This window comes from Bacillus sp. FSL W7-1034 (genome assembly GCF_038593365.1).
Taxonomy (GTDB): domain Bacteria; phylum Bacillota; class Bacilli; order Bacillales; family Bacillaceae; genus Bacillus; species Bacillus altitudinis.
In genome coordinates this window covers 2362839-2385382 of sequence record NZ_CP151989.1, presented here as the reverse complement: position 1 = coordinate 2385382, position 22544 = coordinate 2362839, and the positions used below count along the sequence as shown (strand labels likewise).

The 22544-nt window shown below is 39.3% G+C and carries 26 protein-coding genes and 2 pseudogenes; 17 read left to right on the top strand and 11 right to left on the bottom strand.

Going from position 1 to position 22544, the window contains the following annotated elements:
* Positions 1-10: 10 nt before the first annotated feature.
* Positions 11-1432 (top strand): L-arabinose isomerase, encoded by a 1422-nt coding sequence (gene araA, locus NST73_RS12325; RefSeq protein WP_340959320.1) that lies wholly within the window; start codon positions 11-13, stop codon positions 1430-1432.
* Positions 1433-1517: 85 nt separating this feature from the next.
* Positions 1518-2858, top strand: a complete 1341-nt coding sequence (locus NST73_RS12320) for a sugar porter family MFS transporter (protein WP_007501378.1) — start codon at positions 1518-1520, stop codon at positions 2856-2858.
* A gap of 36 nt (positions 2859-2894) precedes the next feature.
* Here NST73_RS12320 and NST73_RS12315 read toward each other — a convergent pair whose 3' ends face one another.
* Together NST73_RS12315 and NST73_RS12310 are read right to left on the bottom strand one after the other, a co-directional pair.
* Positions 2895-3116, bottom strand: coding sequence for a hypothetical protein (locus tag NST73_RS12315; RefSeq protein WP_224558471.1), 222 nt, complete (start codon positions 3114-3116; stop codon positions 2895-2897).
* Positions 3117-3143: 27 nt separating this feature from the next.
* Positions 3144-3461 (bottom strand): hypothetical protein, encoded by a 318-nt coding sequence (locus NST73_RS12310; protein ID WP_342499115.1) that lies wholly within the window; start codon positions 3459-3461, stop codon positions 3144-3146.
* Between the two features lie 184 nt (positions 3462-3645).
* On the opposite strand from NST73_RS12310, the gene NST73_RS12305 reads away from it, so the two are divergent.
* Positions 3646-3939: a CotD family spore coat protein gene (locus NST73_RS12305; RefSeq protein ID WP_008342559.1), complete on the top strand. Its 294-nt coding sequence runs from the start codon at positions 3646-3648 to the stop codon at positions 3937-3939.
* A 52-nt stretch (positions 3940-3991) separates the two neighbouring features.
* Here the strand turns inward: NST73_RS12305 and NST73_RS12300 are convergent, their stop codons facing one another.
* The 5 genes from NST73_RS12300 to NST73_RS12280 all read right to left on the bottom strand — a co-directional run bounded on the left by NST73_RS12300 (position 3992) and on the right by NST73_RS12280 (position 7880).
* Entirely contained in the window at positions 3992-4654 is a 663-nt protein-coding gene (locus NST73_RS12300) for an ABC transporter ATP-binding protein (RefSeq protein ID WP_243824328.1), read from the bottom strand.
* Positions 4647-5192 (bottom strand): hypothetical protein, encoded by a 546-nt coding sequence (locus NST73_RS12295; RefSeq protein WP_045034088.1) that lies wholly within the window; start codon positions 5190-5192, stop codon positions 4647-4649. Before NST73_RS12295 ends, NST73_RS12300 begins: the two co-directional genes overlap by 8 nt.
* Positions 5193-5213: 21 nt before the next feature.
* Positions 5214-5714: a stage II sporulation protein M gene (locus tag NST73_RS12290; RefSeq protein ID WP_024718785.1), complete on the bottom strand. Its 501-nt coding sequence runs from the start codon at positions 5712-5714 to the stop codon at positions 5214-5216.
* Position 5715: 1 nt separating this feature from the next.
* Positions 5716-7254, bottom strand: a complete 1539-nt coding sequence (locus NST73_RS12285) for a hypothetical protein (protein ID WP_241215632.1) — start codon at positions 7252-7254, stop codon at positions 5716-5718.
* A 299-nt stretch (positions 7255-7553) separates the two neighbouring features.
* Positions 7554-7880: an uberolysin/carnocyclin family circular bacteriocin gene (locus NST73_RS12280; protein WP_017358050.1), complete on the bottom strand. Its 327-nt coding sequence runs from the start codon at positions 7878-7880 to the stop codon at positions 7554-7556.
* A gap of 335 nt (positions 7881-8215) precedes the next feature.
* Between NST73_RS12280 and NST73_RS12275 the strand changes: the two genes are divergently transcribed.
* The 12 genes and pseudogenes from NST73_RS12275 (at position 8216) to NST73_RS12220 (ending at position 17179) form a co-directional block, all read left to right on the top strand.
* Positions 8216-8770 (top strand): GNAT family N-acetyltransferase, encoded by a 555-nt coding sequence (locus NST73_RS12275; protein ID WP_125589997.1) that lies wholly within the window; start codon positions 8216-8218, stop codon positions 8768-8770.
* Complete coding sequence (locus NST73_RS12270; protein ID WP_342473363.1) at positions 8724-9278, top strand: delta-aminolevulinic acid dehydratase; 555 nt, start codon at positions 8724-8726, stop codon at positions 9276-9278. The genes NST73_RS12275 and NST73_RS12270 overlap by 47 nt, the downstream gene beginning before the upstream one ends.
* A 154-nt stretch (positions 9279-9432) precedes the next feature.
* Positions 9433-10845, top strand: coding sequence for a polysaccharide deacetylase family protein (locus tag NST73_RS12265; RefSeq protein WP_342499114.1), 1413 nt, complete (start codon positions 9433-9435; stop codon positions 10843-10845).
* Between the two features lie 101 nt (positions 10846-10946).
* Positions 10947-11174, top strand: a complete 228-nt coding sequence (locus NST73_RS12260; protein ID WP_342499113.1) for a hypothetical protein — start codon at positions 10947-10949, stop codon at positions 11172-11174.
* Positions 11175-11402: 228 nt separating this feature from the next.
* Complete coding sequence (locus NST73_RS12255; protein ID WP_144679962.1) at positions 11403-11831, top strand: NUDIX hydrolase; 429 nt, start codon at positions 11403-11405, stop codon at positions 11829-11831.
* A gap of 20 nt (positions 11832-11851) precedes the next feature.
* The gene (locus NST73_RS12250; protein WP_058336613.1) at positions 11852-12262 is read left to right on the top strand and encodes an Imm1 family immunity protein; all 411 of its coding nucleotides are present in this window, start codon (positions 11852-11854) and stop codon (positions 12260-12262) included.
* A 30-nt stretch (positions 12263-12292) separates the two neighbouring features.
* Positions 12293-12565: a DUF3986 family protein gene (locus tag NST73_RS12245; RefSeq protein ID WP_056705295.1), complete on the top strand. Its 273-nt coding sequence runs from the start codon at positions 12293-12295 to the stop codon at positions 12563-12565.
* Positions 12566-12823: 258 nt separating this feature from the next.
* Positions 12824-13660 carry a transketolase gene (locus NST73_RS12240; protein WP_017358041.1) on the top strand — a complete coding sequence of 279 codons (837 nt, stop codon included), beginning with the start codon at positions 12824-12826 and terminating at the stop codon, positions 13658-13660.
* A complete protein-coding gene (locus NST73_RS12235) occupies positions 13657-14616 on the top strand; it encodes a transketolase C-terminal domain-containing protein (protein WP_017358040.1) in 960 nt (319 codons plus the stop codon). The genes NST73_RS12240 and NST73_RS12235 overlap by 4 nt, the downstream gene beginning before the upstream one ends.
* A gap of 16 nt (positions 14617-14632) precedes the next feature.
* Complete coding sequence (gene fabG / locus NST73_RS12230; protein ID WP_008342528.1) at positions 14633-15391, top strand: 3-oxoacyl-ACP reductase FabG; 759 nt, start codon at positions 14633-14635, stop codon at positions 15389-15391.
* A 177-nt stretch (positions 15392-15568) separates the two neighbouring features.
* Positions 15569-16909 (top strand): annotated as a pseudogene (locus NST73_RS12225) (MFS transporter).
* Positions 16910-17038: 129 nt separating this feature from the next.
* Positions 17039-17179 carry a GapA-binding peptide SR1P gene (locus NST73_RS12220; protein ID WP_017358037.1) on the top strand — a complete coding sequence of 47 codons (141 nt, stop codon included), beginning with the start codon at positions 17039-17041 and terminating at the stop codon, positions 17177-17179.
* 73 nt (positions 17180-17252) lie between these two features.
* Here NST73_RS12220 and NST73_RS12215 read toward each other — a convergent pair whose 3' ends face one another.
* The 4 genes and pseudogenes from NST73_RS12215 to sigK all read right to left on the bottom strand — a co-directional run bounded on the left by NST73_RS12215 (position 17253) and on the right by sigK (position 20243).
* The gene (locus tag NST73_RS12215) at positions 17253-17954 is read right to left on the bottom strand and encodes a FadR/GntR family transcriptional regulator (RefSeq protein WP_178930350.1); all 702 of its coding nucleotides are present in this window, start codon (positions 17952-17954) and stop codon (positions 17253-17255) included.
* 230 nt (positions 17955-18184) lie between these two features.
* A pseudogene (locus tag NST73_RS12210) lies at positions 18185-18337 on the bottom strand (RNA polymerase subunit sigma-70); the annotation flags it as partial.
* 27 nt (positions 18338-18364) lie between these two features.
* Positions 18365-19024, bottom strand: coding sequence for a hypothetical protein (locus tag NST73_RS12205; protein WP_058336616.1), 660 nt, complete (start codon positions 19022-19024; stop codon positions 18365-18367).
* Between the two features lie 490 nt (positions 19025-19514).
* Entirely contained in the window at positions 19515-20243 is a 729-nt protein-coding gene (gene sigK, locus NST73_RS12200; protein ID WP_159145846.1) for an RNA polymerase sporulation sigma factor SigK, read from the bottom strand.
* Positions 20244-20474: 231 nt separating this feature from the next.
* On the opposite strand from sigK, the gene NST73_RS12195 reads away from it, so the two are divergent.
* Together NST73_RS12195 and NST73_RS12190 are read left to right on the top strand one after the other, a co-directional pair.
* Positions 20475-21596, top strand: coding sequence for a tetratricopeptide repeat protein (locus tag NST73_RS12195; RefSeq protein WP_007501361.1), 1122 nt, complete (start codon positions 20475-20477; stop codon positions 21594-21596).
* Between the two features lie 166 nt (positions 21597-21762).
* The gene (locus NST73_RS12190; RefSeq protein ID WP_017358034.1) at positions 21763-22503 is read left to right on the top strand and encodes a polysaccharide deacetylase family protein; all 741 of its coding nucleotides are present in this window, start codon (positions 21763-21765) and stop codon (positions 22501-22503) included.
* Positions 22504-22544 lie beyond the last annotated feature (41 nt).

Genomic DNA, 22544 nt, shown 5'->3' with positions numbered 1-22544 from the left:
AGGGATTTCTATGTTAACAAGTCAGAAGAAAGAATGTTGGTTTGTCGTCGGGTCACAGCACTTATATGGGGACGAGGCACTGAAGCAAGTGAAGGCAGATGCGCAAAAGATAACAGATGCCTTAAATGAGAGCGGTTTGCTGCCTTATCCAATTATTCTGCAGGAACTGGCGGTCAGTGCGGATCAAATCACACAGCTGATGAAAGAGGTCAACTATCGTGATGAGGTCATCGGTGTGATGACTTGGATGCATACGTTTTCTCCAGCAAAAATGTGGATACGTGGTACGTCTCTTTTGCAAAAGCCTCTTTTGCATCTCGTCACGCAATACTATGAAAACATTCCATGGGACACGATTGATATGGACTATATGAATCTCCATCAATCGGCACATGGAGACAGAGAGTACGGTTATATCAATGCACGTTTAAATAAGCAAAACCAAATCGTTGCAGGTCATTGGTCGAAGCAGGAGGTGAAGCAGCAAATCGCTGATTGGATGGACGTTGCGGCTGCCTATCATGAGAGCTTCCACATTAAAGTGGCTCGGTTTGGTGACAATATGCGCCACGTTGCGGTGACAGAAGGAGATAAAATTGAAGCGCAGATCCAGCTGGGATGGACCGTTGATTACTTTGGAATTGGCGATCTTGTGAACTATGTAAATGCTGTGGAAGAAACAGAAGTTGATGCTCTGTTTGCTGAGTACTTAACATTATATGACGTGGATTATGGGAGCTATTCGGCGGAAGAATGGGAACAAAGTGTGAAAGTGCAGGCACGATATGAAATTGCCATCAAACGTTTTTTAGATGAAGGCGGCTACAATGCCTTTACGACAAACTTTGAAGATTTACATGGCATGAAGCAGCTTCCGGGTTTAGCCGTTCAGCGGCTGATGGCAAAGGGATATGGCTTTGCGGGTGAAGGGGATTGGAAAACCGCCGCACTGGATCGTTTATTAAAGGTGATGAGCCATCATCAATCGACTGGTTTTATGGAAGATTACACATATGAAATGACTGCTGGTCAGGAAGCAGTGCTGCAATCTCATATGCTAGAAGTAGATCCTGCGCTTGCACATACAAAACCTGTCATTGTCGTGTCTCCGCTAGGCATTGGAAACCGGGAAGACCCAGCACGTCTTGTGTTTGATGGAAAAGCAGGCGAGGGCGTTGTTGTCTCCATTGCTGATTTTGGAACACATTTCAAATGGCTGATTCAAGAAGTAGAAGCCTTTGAGCCGCAGGAAGCAGCACCACATTTACCGGTGGCACGAGTCCTCTGGAAAATCAAACCGAACTTTCAAGATGGCATCAAAGCATGGATTAAGCACGGCGGAGGTCATCATACAGTCGTATCTCTCAATTTAACAGTTGATCAAATTGTTCATTTTGCAAAGCTTGTGAATGCAGAATATGTGGTTTTATAAAGAAGGGTGAAATGCATTCTACTGTGAACGGTAGAATGGCAGGGAGAAATGAAAGCGGTTTATTAAGTGAGGGGGGGTCATCCACTTGGAGAAAAAAGTATCAAGTAAATTTATCTTCTTTTTCGGGTCCTTTGCAGGTATCTTATTTGGATATGATATTGGTATTATCGCAGGGGCAGAAGGGCACATTCAGGAAGAATTTCAGCTCAGCCCGTTATGGCTTGGCATCGTCGTTTCTTCATTAATGGGCGGGGCGATCATTGGTTCCATTTTAAGCGGTCTGATGGGGGATAAGTTTGGCCGCAGAAAGCTCATTTTGGTGTCATCGATTATCTTTTTTGTCGGTGCGCTTGGCTCAGCCATTGCACCAGAAGAAATCTCATTAACCATTGCCCGGATTTTCTTAGGAACAGCTGTAGGGACAGCCTCATCGCTCGTGCCTGCTTACATGTCTGAAATCGCTCCAGCTAAAATTCGCGGGAAATTGTCCGGCCTGAATCAGCTGATGATTGTGAGTGGATTATTGCTTAGCTATATCGTCGCATTTGTGTTTGAACCAATTCCAGACAGCTGGCGTTGGATGCTGGGAAGTGCTGCTTTATTTGCGATCGTGCTTTATATTGGCATGCTGAAACTTCCTGAATCTCCAAGATATTTAATTAAACACGGAATGGCTCATAAGGCACGTGAAGTATTAGGATCACTTCGTTCATCACGTGAAGAGATTGAAGCAGAAATGCAAGAAATTTTAGAAGTGGCAAAAGAAGAACGCTCAGGCATTCGTGAATTATTTCAAAAGAAATTCCGAATGGCTCTCTTTATTGGGGTCGGAATGGCGACACTCCAGCAAATACAGGGGGCGAACTCCATTGTGTATTATGCAACGAGTATCGCAAGAAATGTAGGTCTTGCTCCGCAAGTTGCCGCAGGTTTTACCGTCATTGTTGGTGTCATATTTGTTGTGACGACCGTAATCTTTTTACAATTCGTCGACCGGTTCGACCGCCGAACGATTCTCACAGTTGGGGGAACGGGGATGGCCCTGTCTTTCTTTGCACCAGCGGCATTAGGTGCGCTCGGAGTGAGTGAAGGCATATTAAACTGGGTCACATTGATTTCACTTTGCTGCTTTATTTTGTGCTATGCCTTCTCATGGGCACCGATCACATGGATTATCATCGGTGAAATTTTCCCACTTTCTGTCAGGGGTATTGGAGCGGGCATTTCCTCTGCCTTTAACTGGACGGGATCATTAGCAGTTGGCCTTGTGTTTCCTATCTTGGCTGACCAATTCAGCTTTGGCGTCATTTTCTCTTCATTTGGGGTCATCTGCTTAATTGGCCTGTTGTTCACGCGCTTTGTATTAGTCGAAACAAAAGGAAGAAGCTTAGAGCAAATCGAAACCGATATGGCTGCACGTGTCTAAAGGAAACCATCTATCCTGTGTGGATAGATGGCTTTTTTAATCAAGTATTTGTTTCAGTTCATCTGGCAGTAAATCCATTAATTGATCAGATGAGGATACGTCCAGTACTTCAAGAAGCGCATAATATTTCGCATAAATTTCACTCAGCTGATCAGGATGATTTGCTTCATATCGATTCAAATGCAATTGCGTCAGTTCAAGTGCAATGTCCAGTTTGTTTCGTTCGATGGTTTGTGTTGTGTTGATCAAATCGTTCACCTCTAATTTTAAAGTTATTGAAAAATGTTATGGTGCAGTTCCGCAGCTGACCTTATATTCATGGTCTTCTATCTTTTTTGAATAACAGACGGAAGGTGTCATTCCTGTCTCGCTTTTCCAAGCCTGCCAATACACATCATACAGCTGACCATATTGAGGGTCTACATCGTCCTTTTTTTGCAAAATAGCAAAATAGCTTTGGTAAGGGTAGCCTTCTTGATAAATGGCCTGCCGTATCGCTCCTCTTTCAGTCGCATTTGTAAAAATCATAGGCGACAGCAAGGGAAGGGTGATAACTACGACGAGCAGGATGAAAAATGAAAAAAGTTTATGTCTTGTCGTCATCAATGAATGTCCTTTCCTTCACAAGAGATCATTTGTATAATATGTTAAAATTGTCCTATTGTAAAGAAAGAGACTACTAGATCACAAGCGGATTTTTTCAAAAATAGACAAGCATCTAATCACTGATCGTGCCTCTGACATACGATAGAGTGTAAGTGAAAGACAACTTGAAGGGGTGTTGAGAATGAGCCGGAATCGATTAGACAATTTTTTCTTTGGGCCTCGCAGAGGGAATCATGGAGAAGTTGAAACGGTTGTATCCCCTACACGTCAAATTGTCAACACGACAACAAATGAACAAACGATTAGAAAAATTCATCCAACTCATATCACAAACGTCAATAAAAACATCAAAAGAATTGAAAACTACTACCCTGTGACGCAATCTACTCGAAATGAGTATATTGTGGAAGAATATGACTGTGGCAGCGATATCAAAAATCCTTGCTGCCGCCCGGTCAAACGCTGTAAATGGTAAGATAATGGTATAAAGAAGTGAGGCATCCTGTGATGGGATGCCTTTTGTATGTTTAACGCTCATTTAGTTGTCCGTGATCAAGCTCGAAAAAACGATTTCCTAATTCTGAATAAAGGTAGCGCTGATGGCTTGTAAATAAAACACATTGATCAGAGAATTCTTCTTTTAATAAAGAAATAGACTGCATTTGAGATGCCTCATCAAGAGATGTAAAAGGTTCATCAAGAATGATTAGCTCTGGTGATCTGGCCGCCATACAATTAAAGAAAAGCTTATATCTCATACCTAGTGAATATTGTTTGACAGGCATCTTAAGTGCATGAGTTAAATCAAATGCATCACAAAGCGAGAGAAAGGTCTTTTTGTATACCTCTTTTTCTGACTGATTCATTTTCCATAGCGACTGTATAAGAGTCATATGCTCGATACCAGTCAGCGCATCATAAACCAAAGGCTTATCTGGGATGTACGCGACCAACCCTTTATAAAGAGCTGACCCAGGATGATGCTGTTCATTGAGTAAAACCGTTTCGGATACTGAAGGAAGCAGACCTGCGATGATCTTTAAAAGTGTCGATTTACCGCTGCCGTTTTTTCCGATAATACAAGCACGATCACCTTCTTTCAGATGAAAGGATACTTGATCAAGGAGGGGAGAGCTTTCTTCAGTTGTTTCATAACGAAAAGATAGCTGAGACACTTGCAAACTAGCCATTGATAAATCCTCCAATAACAAAAACAGTGGTCACCAGCATATACAAGATGACGGTCGCAAGGGCGGCTTTTTTTGACCCTTTAGCATAATAAATGATCCCATCATATAGGATGCGTAAAAGGTACAAGTTGATCAAAAACGAAACCGCTTGGATGAAGATAAAATAATGATCTAAATCGAGTACCATCACACAATAGATTGCTGCGCTATTCACTAATAGAAGAAACGCATTATAAAGCAAGATGACAAAATACATTTTGCGCAAAATAAACGTTTTATGAAAAAAGTACATATAAATTGAAGTCACGACAGTACCGAGAAAATTCAATATGAAATAAAGTGGGATTGTCAGTAAAAAGATAAACACAATGCTGGCTAATTGTTTTCCCGCAGATAATGGTTCCTCTACTAACAAATCAATAATGAAAAATGTTAAAAAAACAGTTGAAACAAATAAAGATAGTAAGACTAAGCCTATAACAGTTTTGGTCGATTGATGTTGGTTGAAAAATTGCTTAGGGCGTAGAAGTAGCTCCATAGAACCACATTCTCCTTTCTTCTAAGATAGATGTACATGGCTGACATATTCCTCTAAAAGAGAGGCAATCAACAAGAGCACTACAGCGGCAAAGATTAACTGAATCACAGTCCGAGTCAGCTTTCTTACATCAATGGCCTTACCTTTCATAAACCGGTAAAGATAAATAAATGGAAAAGCACTGACGATTGAAAATAGGATCAAACCAAGAACCTCAACAAAAGCATGTGGCATGAGGCCAGTGAATAACTGCTGCACTTCATGCTGAGCTATCAAAAACTGAATGAGTTTTCCAATGATATAGCCATTATAAAAAAGAATGCCAGCAGACATAATGCCGCCAGTAAAAGCCCCGATACCTAGAATGGCAAGCCCAACCTGTAAATTGTTTGAAAAAATAGAGAGAAAAAACATGTCTTCATCCTTTTTTAAATAAGGAATCTGATCATAAGGAAGGAGACTTCCAATGAGCAAAGCTACAATAAATACACTGGCATAAAGATAGCCGAGGCGTAGAATCAATCTATTCTCCGATAGAAAATATCTTATTTTTTTCAACATACTCAATTCCTTTATAAATGGTCTTGCGGCATAATATCCAGCAAATCACTGAAACGATCACAAAATATATAGCGAACAGCACGTTTACGAGCCCTGAGGATTGCTGCAATATAGGGAGAAAAGAGGTCAAAATCAAATAGTACATAAAAGGCAGAACAAGAAAGTTTCTTGCAAATGCCTGACCTTTATCGATGATCTCTAGTTCCTCATTTGTTGTCCCTATTTCATGCTCATGAATAAAATTGAATTTCGTTGTGAATGGAAACAAGTAAAGCTGAATCAAAGGAAAAATGAAAAAGCCAACCCCTAATACCACCAGTTGAATGAGCATCTGAACATGAAACAGTTGATACACAGTCATAATAGATAGATTAATGAATAGTAAAAAGAGCGCTGGTATGGAAAATAAACAATAAAATAACTGGATTTTTGATAAGAAAAATTGCAAAAGAGATATTTGAGAAAGCTCGTAAAGCCAAATGTTCTTTTTTTCAGCACTTAAAGCAAAAATAGAAGGTGTCAGCATTCTCATCTCATAAGATTGATTCGCTAGTATCATAATATTGAGTGTGAATAGCAGCTGAATTTGCAAGGCTTGATGATCGATGATCGAGATCAATCCGGTAAAAACACCAATATAAAAGAAGGCTTCATATGACATGAACATATAATTAAAAAATTCTTTAGATAAGAGCCACCTTTTTTCTTTCAGCAGCTTGATGTCTTTTTGGATCAACACATTTTGTCTAAACAGCGAACCCTGAATTTTATGCAGTACTTGAAAGTACCAATAAAATAAATCCCGAAAATGCTTTGAGCTTTGGTCTTGATCTTTTTCCGTTGGAATCCATCGAACAGGACTTCTCATGACAAGCGCACTACCTAATAGCACAACAATCAATGTAATAGGTGAATGGAACAGAGCTTGAAATTGTAGAAAAACAGAGCCATCTGAAAATAAAGCATGATGCATTTGCTGAAGATCATGTTGATATAAAGAGATCAGCTTGTTTGAAAGAGTGATCCAAAACGAATCCTCTGCAAGCGATGAGATCGATTGAAATAGTTGCCGGAAGGTGTGATAAAAAGGGAAAATGATGTTTAATATGAGAACCCTTCCGAAAAAGAAAAAAAGCAAAGCGATGCTTGCAAAAAAGAGGACACGAATAGCCCCGATTTTTTTCACGACGATGTTATAGATATAAGCACCGAATATCTTATTGCTGATGATAAATAGGAAGATACTTGTCAGCATCACATTGACATGTTTTAACCAGAATGCCAGATCGTGTGTTTGAACAATATCATATTGGAACAAAAAATAGATCAAATAAGTGCTCAAACTCGTAAACACAAGCCAAATCAATTCTGAAAACAGAAGCGTTTGAAAAAGTTGTCTAGAGGAAACAGGTGCTAGCTGTATCAATTCTTTAAAAGGAAGAAGATGAGTTCTTCTATAAGATTCAATTCCTTTGACGATAGAAAATAGAAATAAAAACATCACAAAAGCACTTTCCCATTCTATTTGATAGACGGGGGAGTAAAGAAATGAAGATATAACGAATACAATCATGCATCCGAATATGATATCAAGAATACAAGAAAAAAATATGTACTGTTTTGATGAAAACGACTTGAGAAATGGAATTTTTCGTATAACGAACTGAGCGATATTAGAATACTGTTGCTCCAGTCTAATGGATAGAAGTAGTGATAATAATGGATATAACATCTTCTCACCTGCACTAAAATTTAAATAGAAGGAGAACAGAGTCTCCTTCTATTGAGTCGTTAAATAAATTACCAAGCGATAACGGCTTTACGGCCTTTTTTCTTAATTTCGTTTTTAAGGTATTGACGAATTGTCTCTTTACCAGCCGCAGCAATAAGAGAAAGACCGCCTGAACCTACAGCAGTTAAAATGGAGACAATTGTAGTGACAGCTCCACCCGCTTCAACCACATTAAGAACTACAGCGGCAACACTGCCTGGAATACCAAATTCTTTTGCTAGATCAGCAACTGGCAGTACTTGTAGCGAGAAGGAAAAAAGAGCTAGCATAAGGAATCCTACTGCTAAAGCACCAAAAAGAACATGTAGTTTGATTTCATTTCTTGTTTCTGTCATATCAAATTCCTCCCTTTTTTGTCTTTTTATTACTATTCTATCTTATGATATGTTTTTGTTCATATCAATCCTTTTTTTTCTTTTTTTTATGAATTAGTTATAGGTTAATATAAAAAAAGTGAAAAGATAAGTGAGAAAAGAATCGTTTTGGATAGGAAATATCGAGTGAACATGATCAAAATGACCTTGTTTTCACAAAAACGAAAGAGAGCCTAAAAGTCTATAAGAAATGTGCTATATGTAAATGAACCAATATTCTTTGATCAAAAGCGCCTTTCAAGATAAAATTGGAAGTATCAATTCATTCTGATGGAGGCGATTTTCTGAATATTCGATTGTTAACACCAGAAGATGCTCAAGAATATGCGAACTTGAGATTAGAAGCACTCCGATTAAATCCAGAGAGTTTTGCTATGAGTTACGAGGAAGAGAAGCTAGATACGAAGAATAAATATAAGGCTCGTTTTGCCTCTACACAATCTATGTGGACATTCGGCGCCTTTCATCAAGGTCAGCTGGTCGGCTCGGTTACACTCATACAAGAAACCTTGCAGAAATTAAAGCACCGTGCCAATGTGGCAGCGATGTATGTAAAGGCTAATGGCCGTGGAAAAGGAATTGGGAAAGCGCTCCTGACAAAAGTTCTTTCTTTTGCGCGCGAAAGAAAAGATATCGAACAACTGTATTTAACAGTGGTCACAACAAACGACTCAGCCAAACATCTTTACAAGTCTGTTGGATTTAAGTCGTATGTGGTAGAGGAAAAAGCACTAAAAATAAATGGTGCTTATGTAGATGAGGAAAAAATGGTGCTATGTTTATCATCGTTTGGAGGGGATATAAATGAGCCAGCCAGTCATGCGCATCACATTGGCAGCCGGACCAAATAGTGAGCTGGAATCCTTTGCGCTGCGTGCAGCACTTGAAAACTTTGGAGCAAAAGTCGATATGCATTGGATAGGCAGACCGAATGACCTGATTGATGTATTATCCGGGAGGAATAGAGGCGAGACGGATTTCATTCTTTTATCCTTTCACGGAGAAGAAGGAGCGTTTCTCATGCCGGAGTTAGGAGAAGATGTATACGAAGAGGGTGAGCCGAGAGGTGCTGCTTTTGATGCAGATGACATAAAGCGGTATGCTTCGTTAAATGGAGTCCACATTATATGTACAGGCTGTACACTAGGCGAAAAAAAGGTGGCAGAAGCTTTTTTAGAAACAGGGGCGATATCCTATACAGCGCCCGATGACTACATTGATGGAAATGCGTCATTTATTTTTGTTCTCACCATGCTGTATGAGCTGGTGAACAACTCAAAGACAGTCAGAGCAGCTTTTGACCAGGCACGCTCTATTGATGAAGAAACTAAGTTATTCCAACTGTATATGCAAAAATAAGGGCTGAGCGATCAAGCCCTTTTTATATGTCTCTCGTAAAATATGTCGAAAATGTGACAAATGTGTTTTTTGCAAACTAAAAAGGGGCTGCGAAAAGTCTATCCTACAAACACACGTCATCCAGACAGGACGGCATCACGAGAGGAGAATCATTGTGCCAACGAAAGGGAAGATCAGCCTCGTCCTATGTGGACTTGCGATCGTCATCGGTATCGCTGCGTTTTATCATAACCAGCAAGCAAGCGGGACAGAGAGAAAAAAAGTAGAACAAGATGCGAGCTACAAACAAGTTGAAATTGTCACACTTGTGAATGACGGGAAATTCATGAGATATGCTGTCAACTATCCGCTGTTTCATCAAGAAAAACTAGATCAGGAGATCAAAAGATTTGCAGAGACAGCGTTAGAAAAGTTTAAAACATCATTTAGTCAAGCGAGTGATGTCAATGAAGAAAAACGATACGAATTAAACATTGATTATGAGATCATTCATTATGCCAAGCAAACAGTCGCAATCAAATTCAATACATATGAAGTGAAGGGCGGAAAGCAAGGCGTCAATCAAACGAAGGTGATGAACTTTGATTTCAAGAAACAGACATTTTTATCAATCAACGATATCTTTCTATCAAAGAAGGACAATCTTCAAAAATTATCTCATATGACTTTTGAGGAATTAAAAAAAGATCGAACGCTAGCTGAAAATCAGCCGCTGCTCAAACAGGGAACGTCTCCTGCGGCGAAGAACTATCAGTATTTTGCCATCAAGGATCGCTATATCGAATTCTACTTTCCAAGAGGACAAATCGCTCCAAATCATCAAGGGCCTCAAGTGTTAGCGATTAAGAAAACACTGCTGAAAGGAATATTAAAACCTGAATATATGAAGAAAGAAATGAACAAAAACGAGAAAAAAGAACCGATTCCAACAAGAAAGATTGTGAAACTGCCGAAAACATCCACATTTCATCCGAATCAAAAAGCCATTGCACTCACATTTGATGATGGGCCCAATCCATCAACGACCTCAAAAATTTTAACAGCATTAAAAGAGAACAAAGGACATGCCACATTTTTTGTATTAGGCAGCAGGGTTCAGTATTATCCCGATATGTTAAGTGAAATCAGAAAGGGTGGAAATGAAATTGGAAACCATTCCTATAACCACCCTTTGCTCACAAGACTCCCTTTAAAACAAGCCATCAAACAAGTAGAAGACACGCAGCAAATCATTGAAAAAGCGAGCGGGTTCACACCGACTCATTTTAGACCACCATATGGCGGGACAAATGGACAAATCAACGAAGCTCTTCACATGAAAGTGACCCTTTGGGATGTGGATCCTGAAGACTGGAAATATCGAAATAGCCAATACGTTGCGAACTACATTCTAGCCCATGCATCTAGCGGTGAAACGGTCTTAATGCACGACATCTATGACACCTCAGCCAACGCAGCCGTCACGATTATCAAAGAACTCACCAAACAAGGATATCAATTATTGACGGTATCTGAGCTTGAGCAGTGGAAGGAAGCGCGTGAGAAGAGAAGTGAGTCGAATAAGTAATACCCCTTTTGGTGTGAATCTTAGCGGATTCGCATCTTTTTTTAGGCAGGTCATGAAAAAAAGGGAAAATCTGTTATGGTGAATATGAAGGGGGACTTCAAATGGTATTGATAAGATTTATAAGTCTCGTTATGCTGACAGTGGTTGGTTTGGCTTTTGTCATAAACAATGTACCTCGTTTGATGCTGCCCATCTATATACTTTCAATGATCGGGCTTATGTTCTGTCTCGTTCACATTGCGCTCCATTATCTACAGCGGATCAGATATTTGTTATACGATGAGAAACAATTGAAAGAGAATCAAATAAACAAACCTCCTGCTAAATGAAGGAGGTTTTTTACTTGTCTGTTTTTCAATGATTTTCTCGTTTGACTCCTTGAATTGTCTCAAAAGAGAGACGATGTTCCTCGTAAATCTGATTTGGACAATCAATAAGAGCATAATGATCCACGAGCTAAGCCCTCCAATCTTTCGTAACAAGGATACAGTATAATGAGAAAAGATTGATATGAACAGCTCGTTTTATATTTTCGACAATGGGTGAGGAGGATTCAGTTGAAGAGAGTAGACGTGGTGTCAGCTTTGATTTATGACATGGATGAACATATTCTCATGGTGAAAAATGTGAAAGGTTATTGGGAGTTTCCCGGTGGTGCAGTGGAAAAAGGAGAACATCTGCAGCAAGCTGTGATCCGTGAGGTGAGAGAAGAAACAGGATATGTGATCAAAGTAAATGAACTTCATTCTGTTAGAGAAATACTTTTTCAAGATAACATGCATCATGCACTTATTTTTACGTTTTTTGCGGAAATCATCGGGGGAGACATGAATATTTTAGATCCTGATCATGATATTGAAGAAGTAAAATGGGTAAGCATCCAGGATGCTGAAAAATTAAATCCACAGTTATTCAGCATGCTAAAATTAAATAAACAGACGCGTGCATTTTACACATTTGAAGGAAAGAGAACAAGGGATCAATAAATGAATAAGGAGAGAATGGAATGTTTTTGTATTATGGACCAACCGGTGCTCCAGTGGAAAATCCAGGAGAAGAATGGATGAAAGAAATCTTCTTCCATAAGGGTGAAGACTATTGGAAACAAGGGAATGGAGAATCTTCTATTGAAGTGGATGAAGATTGGGAAACGGAAAGTCTTGTTTTCTTTTATCATGAACCTTATGGCTTTTTTCTCATGAGATATCCAGATTTTTTGGTTCCTTTTAAAAAAGTAGAGAAGATAGAAACGATCAAGCATGTCGTTGCAGGCGCACCATTGTATGTACCTTCATGCAGCTACGTCGATCGACATCAAGCTTATGAAATCGTTCAACATTTTCTAAAAACAAAATCGATACCTGATAGTGTTGAATGGGTGGAGTTGAGGACGATTGATTTTCAGCAAGATCTATAAATTCTTACGGGGAACGAGAAGGAGAATAAAATGTGTCGTTTAGATGATACCATGCATGTACATGTTGGCTATTACGAACAGGGTCTTGATGTTGAAGGAGTGTTTTTTAAGAGTTTAGAAACAGGAAAGTGGCAATTATTCTTTGATCATACATGGTATGGGATAACGCTTTTAAAGCATTATGAAAAATATGAAGATTTAGGGCTGTTGATTGGCGAGTATTCTATTGAAGATGACAAAATTGAAGAGGAAGGAAATCAGCTGTTTGAGCGTTTTTTAAAAGAAAACGGGGTAGTGAGATAAATACAGAATGTGAAACATCACTCAATGAAAATGACGAGTGATGTTTTTTTATGTTGGATACTGTTTTTCTAAAATTTTGCTCTATGTAATCTAAAGAGCATCTAATACAAATCTGCATTGATTGTTTAAAAATTCAAAAAATAGATAGACAAATGCTTGCAAGAATTGTATAGTGTTCTCATAAATTACTTGTCATACAAGTGAACAAGTAACTAAGAATATAAGATTGGATTTCAAATAATAAAATGAGGTGATCCAGTGAAAGATGTAAGTTTGGCGAATTTAAAAGCAAAAGCGATTGAACTTAGACAAACGGCGATTACGATGATTTATGAAGCGCAATCGGGGCATCCTGGCGGCTCTTTATCAGCTGCTGATATCATCACGGCCCTTTATTTCAAAGAGATGAATATCGATCCTCAAAATCCTAACTGGGAAGATCGAGATCGTTTTGTTTTATCGAAAGGCCATGTTGCACCTATTCAATATGCTGCCTTAGCGCTAAAAGGTTATGTCCCTTTTGAAAACGTATACAAATTGAGACAGTACGGTTCACCGTTCCAAGGTCATCCTGATATGAAGAAATGCCCTGGAATTGATATTTCAACAGGTTCATTAGGCCAAGGACTTTCTTGTGGGGTTGGTATGGCGCTTGCGGGTAAACGGGATGAAAAAGATTATCGGGTATTTGCGATGGTAGGCGATGGCGAATGTCAAGAAGGACAAATTTGGGAAGCGGTTCAAACCGCAGTCAAATATCGTCTTGATAATTTAATTGTTTTTGTTGACAATAACCGTCTGCAAATTGATGGTTTCTGCGAGGAAATCATGCCGCTGCAAGACATAGAAATGAAGTTTGAAGTATTCGGGTTTGAAACAAAGCGAATTGACGGACATTCGATGGAAGAGATAGTCGAAACATTGAATCAAGTGAAAAACATGAAAAATGGAAAGCCGAAATGTATTGTAGCAGACACGATTAAAGGCAAAGGCGTTTCCTACATGGAAAATATCTGCTCATGGCACGGTGTTGCGCCAAATGAGAAAGAGTATGAACAAGCATTAGAAGAATTAGCAGGAGGTTTGAGATCATGAGCCAAACTGAAAAAGCGGTCATTAAGAAAAAAGCGACACGTGAAGCCTTCGGTGATGAAATTGTTAAGTTAGGAAAAGAGAATCAACATATTTACGTGATTGATATTGATATCGGCAAATCATGCAAAACAGGAGAATTCATTAAGCAGCTTCCCAATCAGCATGTGAACGTTGGAATTGCCGAACAAAATGGTGCCGGGCTGGCAGCTGGTCTTGCGACAACTGGAAAAATTCCATTTGTAAGCACTTACGCAGTTTTTGGCTCGCTGCGCATGGCAGAGCAAATCCGCCAAGAAATATGCTATCCGAATTTGAATGTAAAGATTGCCTGCTCGCACGGAGGATTGACACCGGGAAATGACGGTGGAAGTCATCAAGCGATAGAAGATATGGGCGTTTTAAGAACATTTCCCAACATGACGGTCATCATGGGCTCTGATTACTATTCGACGAGAAAATTGATCAAAGAGGCAGCGAATACGTATGGCCCCATGTATTTGCGCTTTACCCGAGATGCTGTGCCGATGATTTATGATGAACATGAGGAGTTTGTGATTGGAAAAGCCAAAAAATTAAGGTCTGGCAAAGATATTGCGATCATTGCAAATGGTGATACAGTATATCTTGCTTTGGAAGCGGTTAAAAAATTAGAAGAACAAGGGATTGAAGCATCACTTTTAGATATGCATACGATCAAACCTCTAGATCGAGAGGCGGTTGTGGAGTGTCTTGATATTGGACGTATGATCACTGTAGAGGATCATAACATTTTGAACGGATTAGGCAGTGCTGTATGTGAAGTAGCAGCAGAAGAAGGTCGAGGAAAAGTCAAACGGATCGGAGTGCAAGACCGTTTTGGAGAATCTGCACCTTACGAAAAACTTTTAGAAATAAATGGAATAACAATCGAAAACATCATAAATACAGCAAAAGACATGCTGAACAATCACATTTGAAAGTAGGTTATTTACAATGTTTACATTAAACAATCAAGTAGCTATTGTAACAGGGAGCGGTTCTGAAAAAGGAATTGGCCGAACAATCGCTCTAACACTTGCTAAACAGGGTGCTGCTGTCGTGGTAGCAGATATCAATGAAGAAGGGATTCGCTTCACAGTAGAAGCCATTCAAAAAGCCGGAGGAAAAGCGTTAGGCGTAGTAGTAAATGTAACAAATAAGGAATCAATTGATCAAATGGTGGCTGTAACGCTTGAGGCGTTTGGCCGCATTGACATATTGGTGAATAATGCAGGTATTTCTCAAAAAGTAACCGTTCAGAACATGACACTTGAAGATATGACAAGAGTATTTAATGTAAATATGTTTGGTTTGTTCTTGTGTACACAAGCCGTGCTAGAACCAATGATCAAGCAGCAATATGGGCGTATTATCAACCTGTCTTCTGTATCGGCTAAAAGGGGAGGAGGCGTATTTGGAGGAGCACATTACTCAGCTTCCAAAGCAGCAGTATTAGGTTTTTCTAAAAACCTTGCCCGTGAAGTAGGGAAAGATGGTATCACAGTGAATTGTGTGGCACCAGGCCTTGTGAATACGGATATTTGGAAGTCACTTCCTATCGATGAAGCCGAAAAAGTAATTGATAATATACCACTTGGCCGACCAGGTGAAACGAAAGAAATCGCAGCCGCCATTACATTTTTGGCTACTAAAGAAGCATCCTACATTACAGGAGAAGAAATCGATATCAATGGTGGTTCACATATGGACTAGTAGAAAGAAATGGAGCAGGCACATGAACATGCCTGACTCTATTTTAAATAAAAAGGAAGTAGAGTCACAGTCAAAATGATTGATGAAATGATATTTTGTAAGCGCTTAATAAAAATATGTCATGCCATTTAGACATCTTCACGCAGTTGGACAAAGCAACTTGAAGGGGGAATCATGTTGAATCAACAAGCATTAGAAAAGTCGACGACTCGTAAAGTTACACTTCGCCTTATCCCATTTTTATCCTTATGTTTTGTTATCGCTATTTTAGATCGTGTGAATATTGGATTTGCTGCTCTTCAAATGAATGAAGATTTGGGATTTTCAAATGCTGTATTTGGACTTGGGGCTGGAATATTCTTTTTAGGGTATTTTTTATTAGAAGTTCCGGGAAGTGCCATTATGGCAAAGATCGGTGCGAGTAAATGGATCAGCCGAATTATGGTGACATGGGCAATTATTGCGATTTTAATGGCTTTTGTCCAAGAACCATGGCAGTTTTATACAGCACGTTTCTTATTGGGTGCAGCAGAAGCTAGTTTTTATCCATGTATGGTGTTTTATTTGAGCGGTTTTTATCAAACCAAACATCATGCCAAAGCCATTGCTGGATTTATGCTGGCGATTCCGGGAGCGAATGCCCTAGGTGCACCACTTTCTACATTTCTATTAGGTGTTGATTGGCTGGATATGTCTGGATGGCAGTGGCTGTTTATTTTAGAAGCGATTCCAGCACTCATTCTTGGAGTAATTGCATTCTTTTATTTGGATGACAAACTTGAAGATGTAAAATGGCTGAATCAAGATGAAAAAGAGTGGCTGATTCATGTCACAACAAAAGAAAAGCTTGAAAAAGAACAGGTCAAGCGATATACATTTACTCAAGCTTTAAAAGATCGAGATGTACTCATTTTATCGGCAGGCTATTTCTGCTGGATGGTTGGGTTTTACGGCATCAATATGTTTTTGCCGACAATCTCTAAAGGATTATCTGACACCATTTCCTTAAGTACGCAGGGAATGGGCTGACTGTTAGGTTTCATGTATACCGTCGCTATCATTGTAATGGTGCTGGTCGGGAATCATTCTGACAAGAAAAACGAGAGGCGATGGCATGTATCTGCCTGCTTAACTGTCAGTGCGATGGCCATGATCATTAGCAGTTATATAGCAAATTCCAGTGTGATCTTATCCTTTGTGTTCTTAACCATTGCCTTGTGCGGAGCCTTTGGTGCTTATTCTCCATTTTGGGCCATTCCCCCTTCTTTTCTAACAGGAGCAGCCGCCGGTGGAGCGATCGCACTAATCAACAGTATTGGCAATCTTGGCGGTTTCTTTGGGCCATATATAGTCGGATACATTAAGGATGTCACAGGTTCTTTTCACATCAGTATGATTTTTTTAGGTATTAGTATGATACTGGCTTCTTTTATTATTGTGTTTTTAGTTAAACAGTCAGGAAAAGCACTAGTTGTAAAAGCAAGTACAGAAAAATCCAGTATAGAAAAGTCTATTTAAACGAGGGTCATAAAAAAAACTATGATGGAAGTAGTAAGGGGAAATATTGTGGTGATTTAGCTGTCAGGAGAAGTTCTGAAAGAAAACGAGACAATACATGAGGATAAAACGATTGGAGCTGAAATTTTCATGGAAAAAGAGACAAATGTACCACAAAATACGATCGTTTGCCGGGAATGTGGAGAAATCATTGACATCGCTTACGGCTCTGAAGGGGTTAAAGTCTTATACGGAATATGCGAAGGGTGCCGAGCATCGGAAAATAAATGAATTTAAAAAGACAAAGACGCATAACAGCAAGGCTTCTACTTGTTGTATGCGTCTTATTTGGAAGTGGAAGATCCTAGCTTTTCCAATATCGATCATATAGGTTTTGCATGTGGGCAGTCATACGTTTCACAGCTTCTGCTGCGTTCCGTTCTTCGAGTGCTTCTATAATCAGTTTATGCTCCTGAAAGTTGACCTCACGATAGTCAGAACGGGTAACGGTTCGATCACGTATAAACCTCCACATTTCCTGCTGCTTCATAGCATTCGTAATGGAAGACATAAAGGTAATGAATAAATCATTATGTGACGCTTTTGCAATTCCCATATGTAGCTGCTCGTCAGTTGCCGGGACGTATACACCTGAATGTGTTTCTTCTTCCATTTTTTTAATGGTTTGTTTCAGTTCTAAAATATCTTCGTCAGTCGCTCTCAAAGCAGCAAAATGAATAATTAAAGGCTCGATATGCATTCTAGCTTCCACGATATCCTCAGGTGATGCCGATGTCATAGAGATGGACCCTTCATTGTGTATGGTCGTACTCTTAACGAAAACACCTTCTCCTTGACGTGAATAAATAATACCATTCATTTCTAGTGCACTGAGGGCTTGTCTAACAGGTGCGCGGCTGACACCAAATTGTTCGCATAATTCCCTTTCTGAAGGAAGTTTATCTCCTATTTGAAAAGAGCCTAACTGTATTTCAGAAAGGATCTGATTATAAATTTGTATGTATAATTTTTTATTGGAAACAGGATTGAATGTAATAGAAATCACCCCTCTTTATTTGTCATACAAGTATATTAATTATATACTTTTCAGATTTGAAGGGCAAAAAAATATACTGAAACCATTTTTAAAATTAAAAGATAATTCATAAATGGTAAGAGCCTAAACAAATAAAAACAGACCTTATAAGGCCTGTTCTGTTGCAAAATGTTTTCTATTAAAATTCCCTGCTCATTTCGCCTTCTCTTTCTTTAACTTCAAACCGGACCGGTCATGTAGAGCTGAATGGTATCAGTCACATCTTCATTTTCAGATGTTAAGAAGGCAATTAATGAAATTTCGTTGCCTTCTTTATCCTGACCGATGGGGTCATGCAGAGAGACGTCTTTTTTTGTTTTTTTAAGTGCGCGTAAATGCATGAGGATTTCATTATTAAAGTCAAAAGGGGGGTGCAGAATTTAAAAATCGAATTTCACTTTTGCCCCATCATGCAATAATTCAGGTTCGTCATTTAGAAATACATCTCCTAAGTGAAGTGTGATTGAGCTCAAATCTGAAACATCATCTACAAGTAAAGGAACTACAACCATACCTTCATTTTCGACTTTACCATAAAAAGAACCAACACCTTTATCCGTATACAAATTAGACTCATTGACTTCAATTTGTTTTTTTGTATTAGTGGTAATAACTTTAACACCAGAAAACAAAACATCTTTATCGGAAGTGTTTTCAGTCGTGTAAGTAATTTGTATTCTATGATATTTATCTTTTTCATATTGATTATCAGAAAGAAGCTCTTTATCGTCTTCACCTAAATTACTGTATTCAAAAACTTTAACATCTTGTATTTTCATCTTAATAGGACTTAAATCTATTTCTTTTTGTTTGTCGTTTATCTTTTTCAAAGTCAGTGTAGAACCATTTTTATCTTTCTTCCACTCCCCAATCTTTGATAAGCGTCCTGACGTTGGTTTATTCTCTTTTTGTGCTGATTCTTTTGAAGCCTCTTTGCTCGTTTCTTCTTTTTTTGCTGGATCAGTTGAACTGTTAGTGTTACCGCAAGCAGTTAGAACTGCCATAAAGCATAAGAATAAAATTAGTTTAGCTTTTTTCATTAGTCTGCACCCTTCTATATACACATTTTAGTAATACAGGAAACATTATAATATAAAAAATATTAAATTGATGATTTTCGACAAAATAAGACAAAATAATTCATGACTTATAGCATGGGTTTAAAGTCACGAAACGTTCGGTGGTGAATTCGTATGTAACATTAAAAAGTGCTGATATTTCATTTGTGAAATTATTATAAGTCTGAATAGCTATTATTTTTCTAAACATAAAAGTTGAAATACAAAACTTATATGCAAACCGTTTGTCCTTCATTTTCCACAATTCTCTAAACAGTGGGGTGTAATCAGTTGATTTCCTTCATGTCTAAGTGCATGACCCAAAATTCATCACCAAAATCTTGCCATTGTTCTTGAGGGCTAAGGCGGCAGCTATTATCAAAAGAAATGCAGCGAGACAGTAGCTTAGTGCCGAAATAAAAAACAGACCTAATAAGGTCTGTTTTTGTTAGAAGTTAGGGGAAGTTCATTTTCACTTCCCCTTCTCCCGTTTCCGCTTCTCCTTCTCTGCCCGGTAAAACTCATGAAACATCTTCATCAGCGCTCGCTTCTCAATCCGGGACACATAGCTCCGCGATATTCCGAGCTCCTTGGCTATTTCCCGCTGCGTTTTCTCTTTCTTTAAGTCCAAACCGAACCGGCCGACGATCACTTCTTTTTCCCGGCCGTCGAGAATGTCGATATATTCTTTTACTTTTTCAAGCTCCATGTTGAGCTGAATGGTATCAATCACGTCCTCATTTTCTGATTTTAAGACGTCAATTAATGAAATTTCGTTGCCTTCTTTATCCTGACCGATGGGGTCATGCAGAGAGACGTCTTTTTTTGTTTTTTTGAGTGCGCGTAAATGCATGAGGATTTCGTTCTCAATACACCGCGCCGCATATGTTGCCAGCTTTGTTCCTTTTCCAGAGGAATAGCTTTCGATGGCTTTAATGAGTCCGATCGTCCCGATGGAGATGAGGTCTTCAGCGTCTTCCCCGGTATTTTCAAATTTCTTGACAATATGGGCGACGAGCCGAAGGTTATGTTCAATCAGCATGTTTCTTGCGTGTTCATCGCCCTCTGCCATAAGGGCTAAGTATTTTTTCTCATCATCTCCCGAAAGGGGTTGTGGAAAGGCATTGTTTTTGACATAGGACACTAAAAACACCAATTCTTTGACCATCAATCCCATCGCTGTAAATACTCCTGTCACGATTTTCACCTCCACCATGTTTAGGCCGCTGCCTATATCCTCAAATGTATGTGAAGGAAGGATTGTCTGTGTCTGTACGATGAAAAAATCATCTTATTTGAAAGAAACGTGCTTCTGTGCGTATGTTTTTGCTGCCCCTCTCATATGTTTGCGGTTTCTTTGCGGTGCTTGGCGGCCTAGAAGCGTGCTAAAATATGTAATATTAGACCGAAAAGGAAGGGGTTTTTTCGGAACATGGGGAAGGTTCTTTCTTCACATGTCGGTATGAAAATTAATGAATGGTATCGAATGATACGGCAGTTCAGTGTTCCAGATGCGGAAATCTTGAAAGCGGAAGTAGAAGCGGAAATTGAACGTATGGAAGAGGACCAGCATTTACTGATTTATTATCAGCTCATGTGTTTTCGGCACCAAATTATGCTCGACTATATACACCCTTCAAAATATCAACCTTTCTCAGTATCTAACCTTGTCGATAAAATCGAAAATTCCAATCATGAGTTATCTGATATGCTGCATTATTACCATGCATTTTTTCGTGGCATGCATGAGTTTAGTCAAAAAGAATATTTGGAGGCCGTCAAATATTATCGCATGGCAGAAAAACAGCTGTCTATGGTATTTGATGATATTGAGCAGGCCGAGTTTCATTTTAAAGTAGCAGAAGCCTACTATATAATGAAACAAACGCATGTCTCCATGCACCATATTTTAAAAGCGCTTGAAATATACGATCAGCATGATGCATATTCCATTCGCATTATTCAGTGCCTCTTTGTCATTTCGGGAAATTATCAAGATTTAAAACGTAAAGATCGAGCACTGCCTCACTTGAAAAAGGCGAAACAACTCGCATCCGAAATTGATCACCCGCGCATTTATAGCTCAGCACTCTATAATTTAGGGAAATGTTACGGGGAGTTAGGTTATCGAGAAGAAGCAGAACGATATTTAACCGAATCGGCTGACCTCGCCAAAAAAGAGCTGCTTCCCACGCTGCCTCATACACTTTATACACTGGCCAAGCTGCTTTTTAGACAAAATGAGCAGACTGAAGCAAGGCGCATATTAGAGGATGGGAAATTGGCCGCAAAGAAGCATGAAGACCAGCTGTTCTGTCATATGTTTGAGTATCTGGATGCTTTATATGTTCAGGAAATCAATGAAGAACAACTGCAAAAAACCATTGATTATTTGGAAAAACTTAGCCTATACTCTTATATAGAGGATATCTCACTAGAAATTGCGACAGCCTTAGAAACCTCTCAACAATACCAGAAGTCCAACCAGTATTATCAAAAATTGCTATGGGCTCAAAATCAAATTCAAGAAGGAGAGTGTCTGTATGAATTCTAAGCAACGTTCGACAGTTGAAGAGAGAAACCAAACGTGAGACAAAAAGCGGGCCTAATGGGCCGGCTTTTTTTATGTGAAAAAGAAGCGTAGACGATCACGAAACTTGAATGAATTCATCAGAAAGCGGGCAATTTAATGTGAAATGATGTTCTGTGGAGGCGGTCTGATGAAAGGGTTGCATATCTTGTTATGTATATTGGTAATATGCGCTTTTGTTCCTGGTAACATAGAGGCGCGTACATTAAAAAGAATCGACCTAGAAAAAACGGGACGAGCCTTTTGGGACATGAGAGAGGAACGGAAAAAGATTGCGTTAACCTTTGATGATGGGCCTCATCCGGTATACACAAATCAAATACTAGATGTACTGAGAGAGCATGAAGTGAATGCCAGCTTTTTTGTCATCGGAAGCCGTATTCATGCATATCCCCTGCTCGCAGAGCGGATTGTGAGCGAAGGAAATGAGCTTGGCAATCACACGATGAACCATACGTATTTTGACCTTTTGTCATCGAAAGAAATCAAACAAGAATTAAAAGAATCAGCGGCTCATATCGCTTCTCTCCAGCCTGGCGGACCCTTATTATTTCGTCCCCCGGGCGGGCGCTTGACGATGAAGTCATTCCGCATTCTTTCTAAGCAAGGATACGATGTCGTGATGTGGTCCTTTACGCAAGATCCGAAGGACTGGTCAAGGCCAGGTGCACACAAAATTGCCAGCCGTATTATTGAGAATATTCAGGGCGGTGATATCATCCTTTTACATGATGGCGGAGGAAATCGTAAGCAGACAGTAGAAGCGCTGAAGCAAGTCGTACCTGAACTAAAGAAAAGGGGCTATGAGTTTGTGAAAGTAAGCGAACTACTGCACCATGACAGAGATTATCTGCCGGTTCAATTACAATAAGAAACAGTCATTCATTGAAACCAAAAGTCTTGTCGTTTACT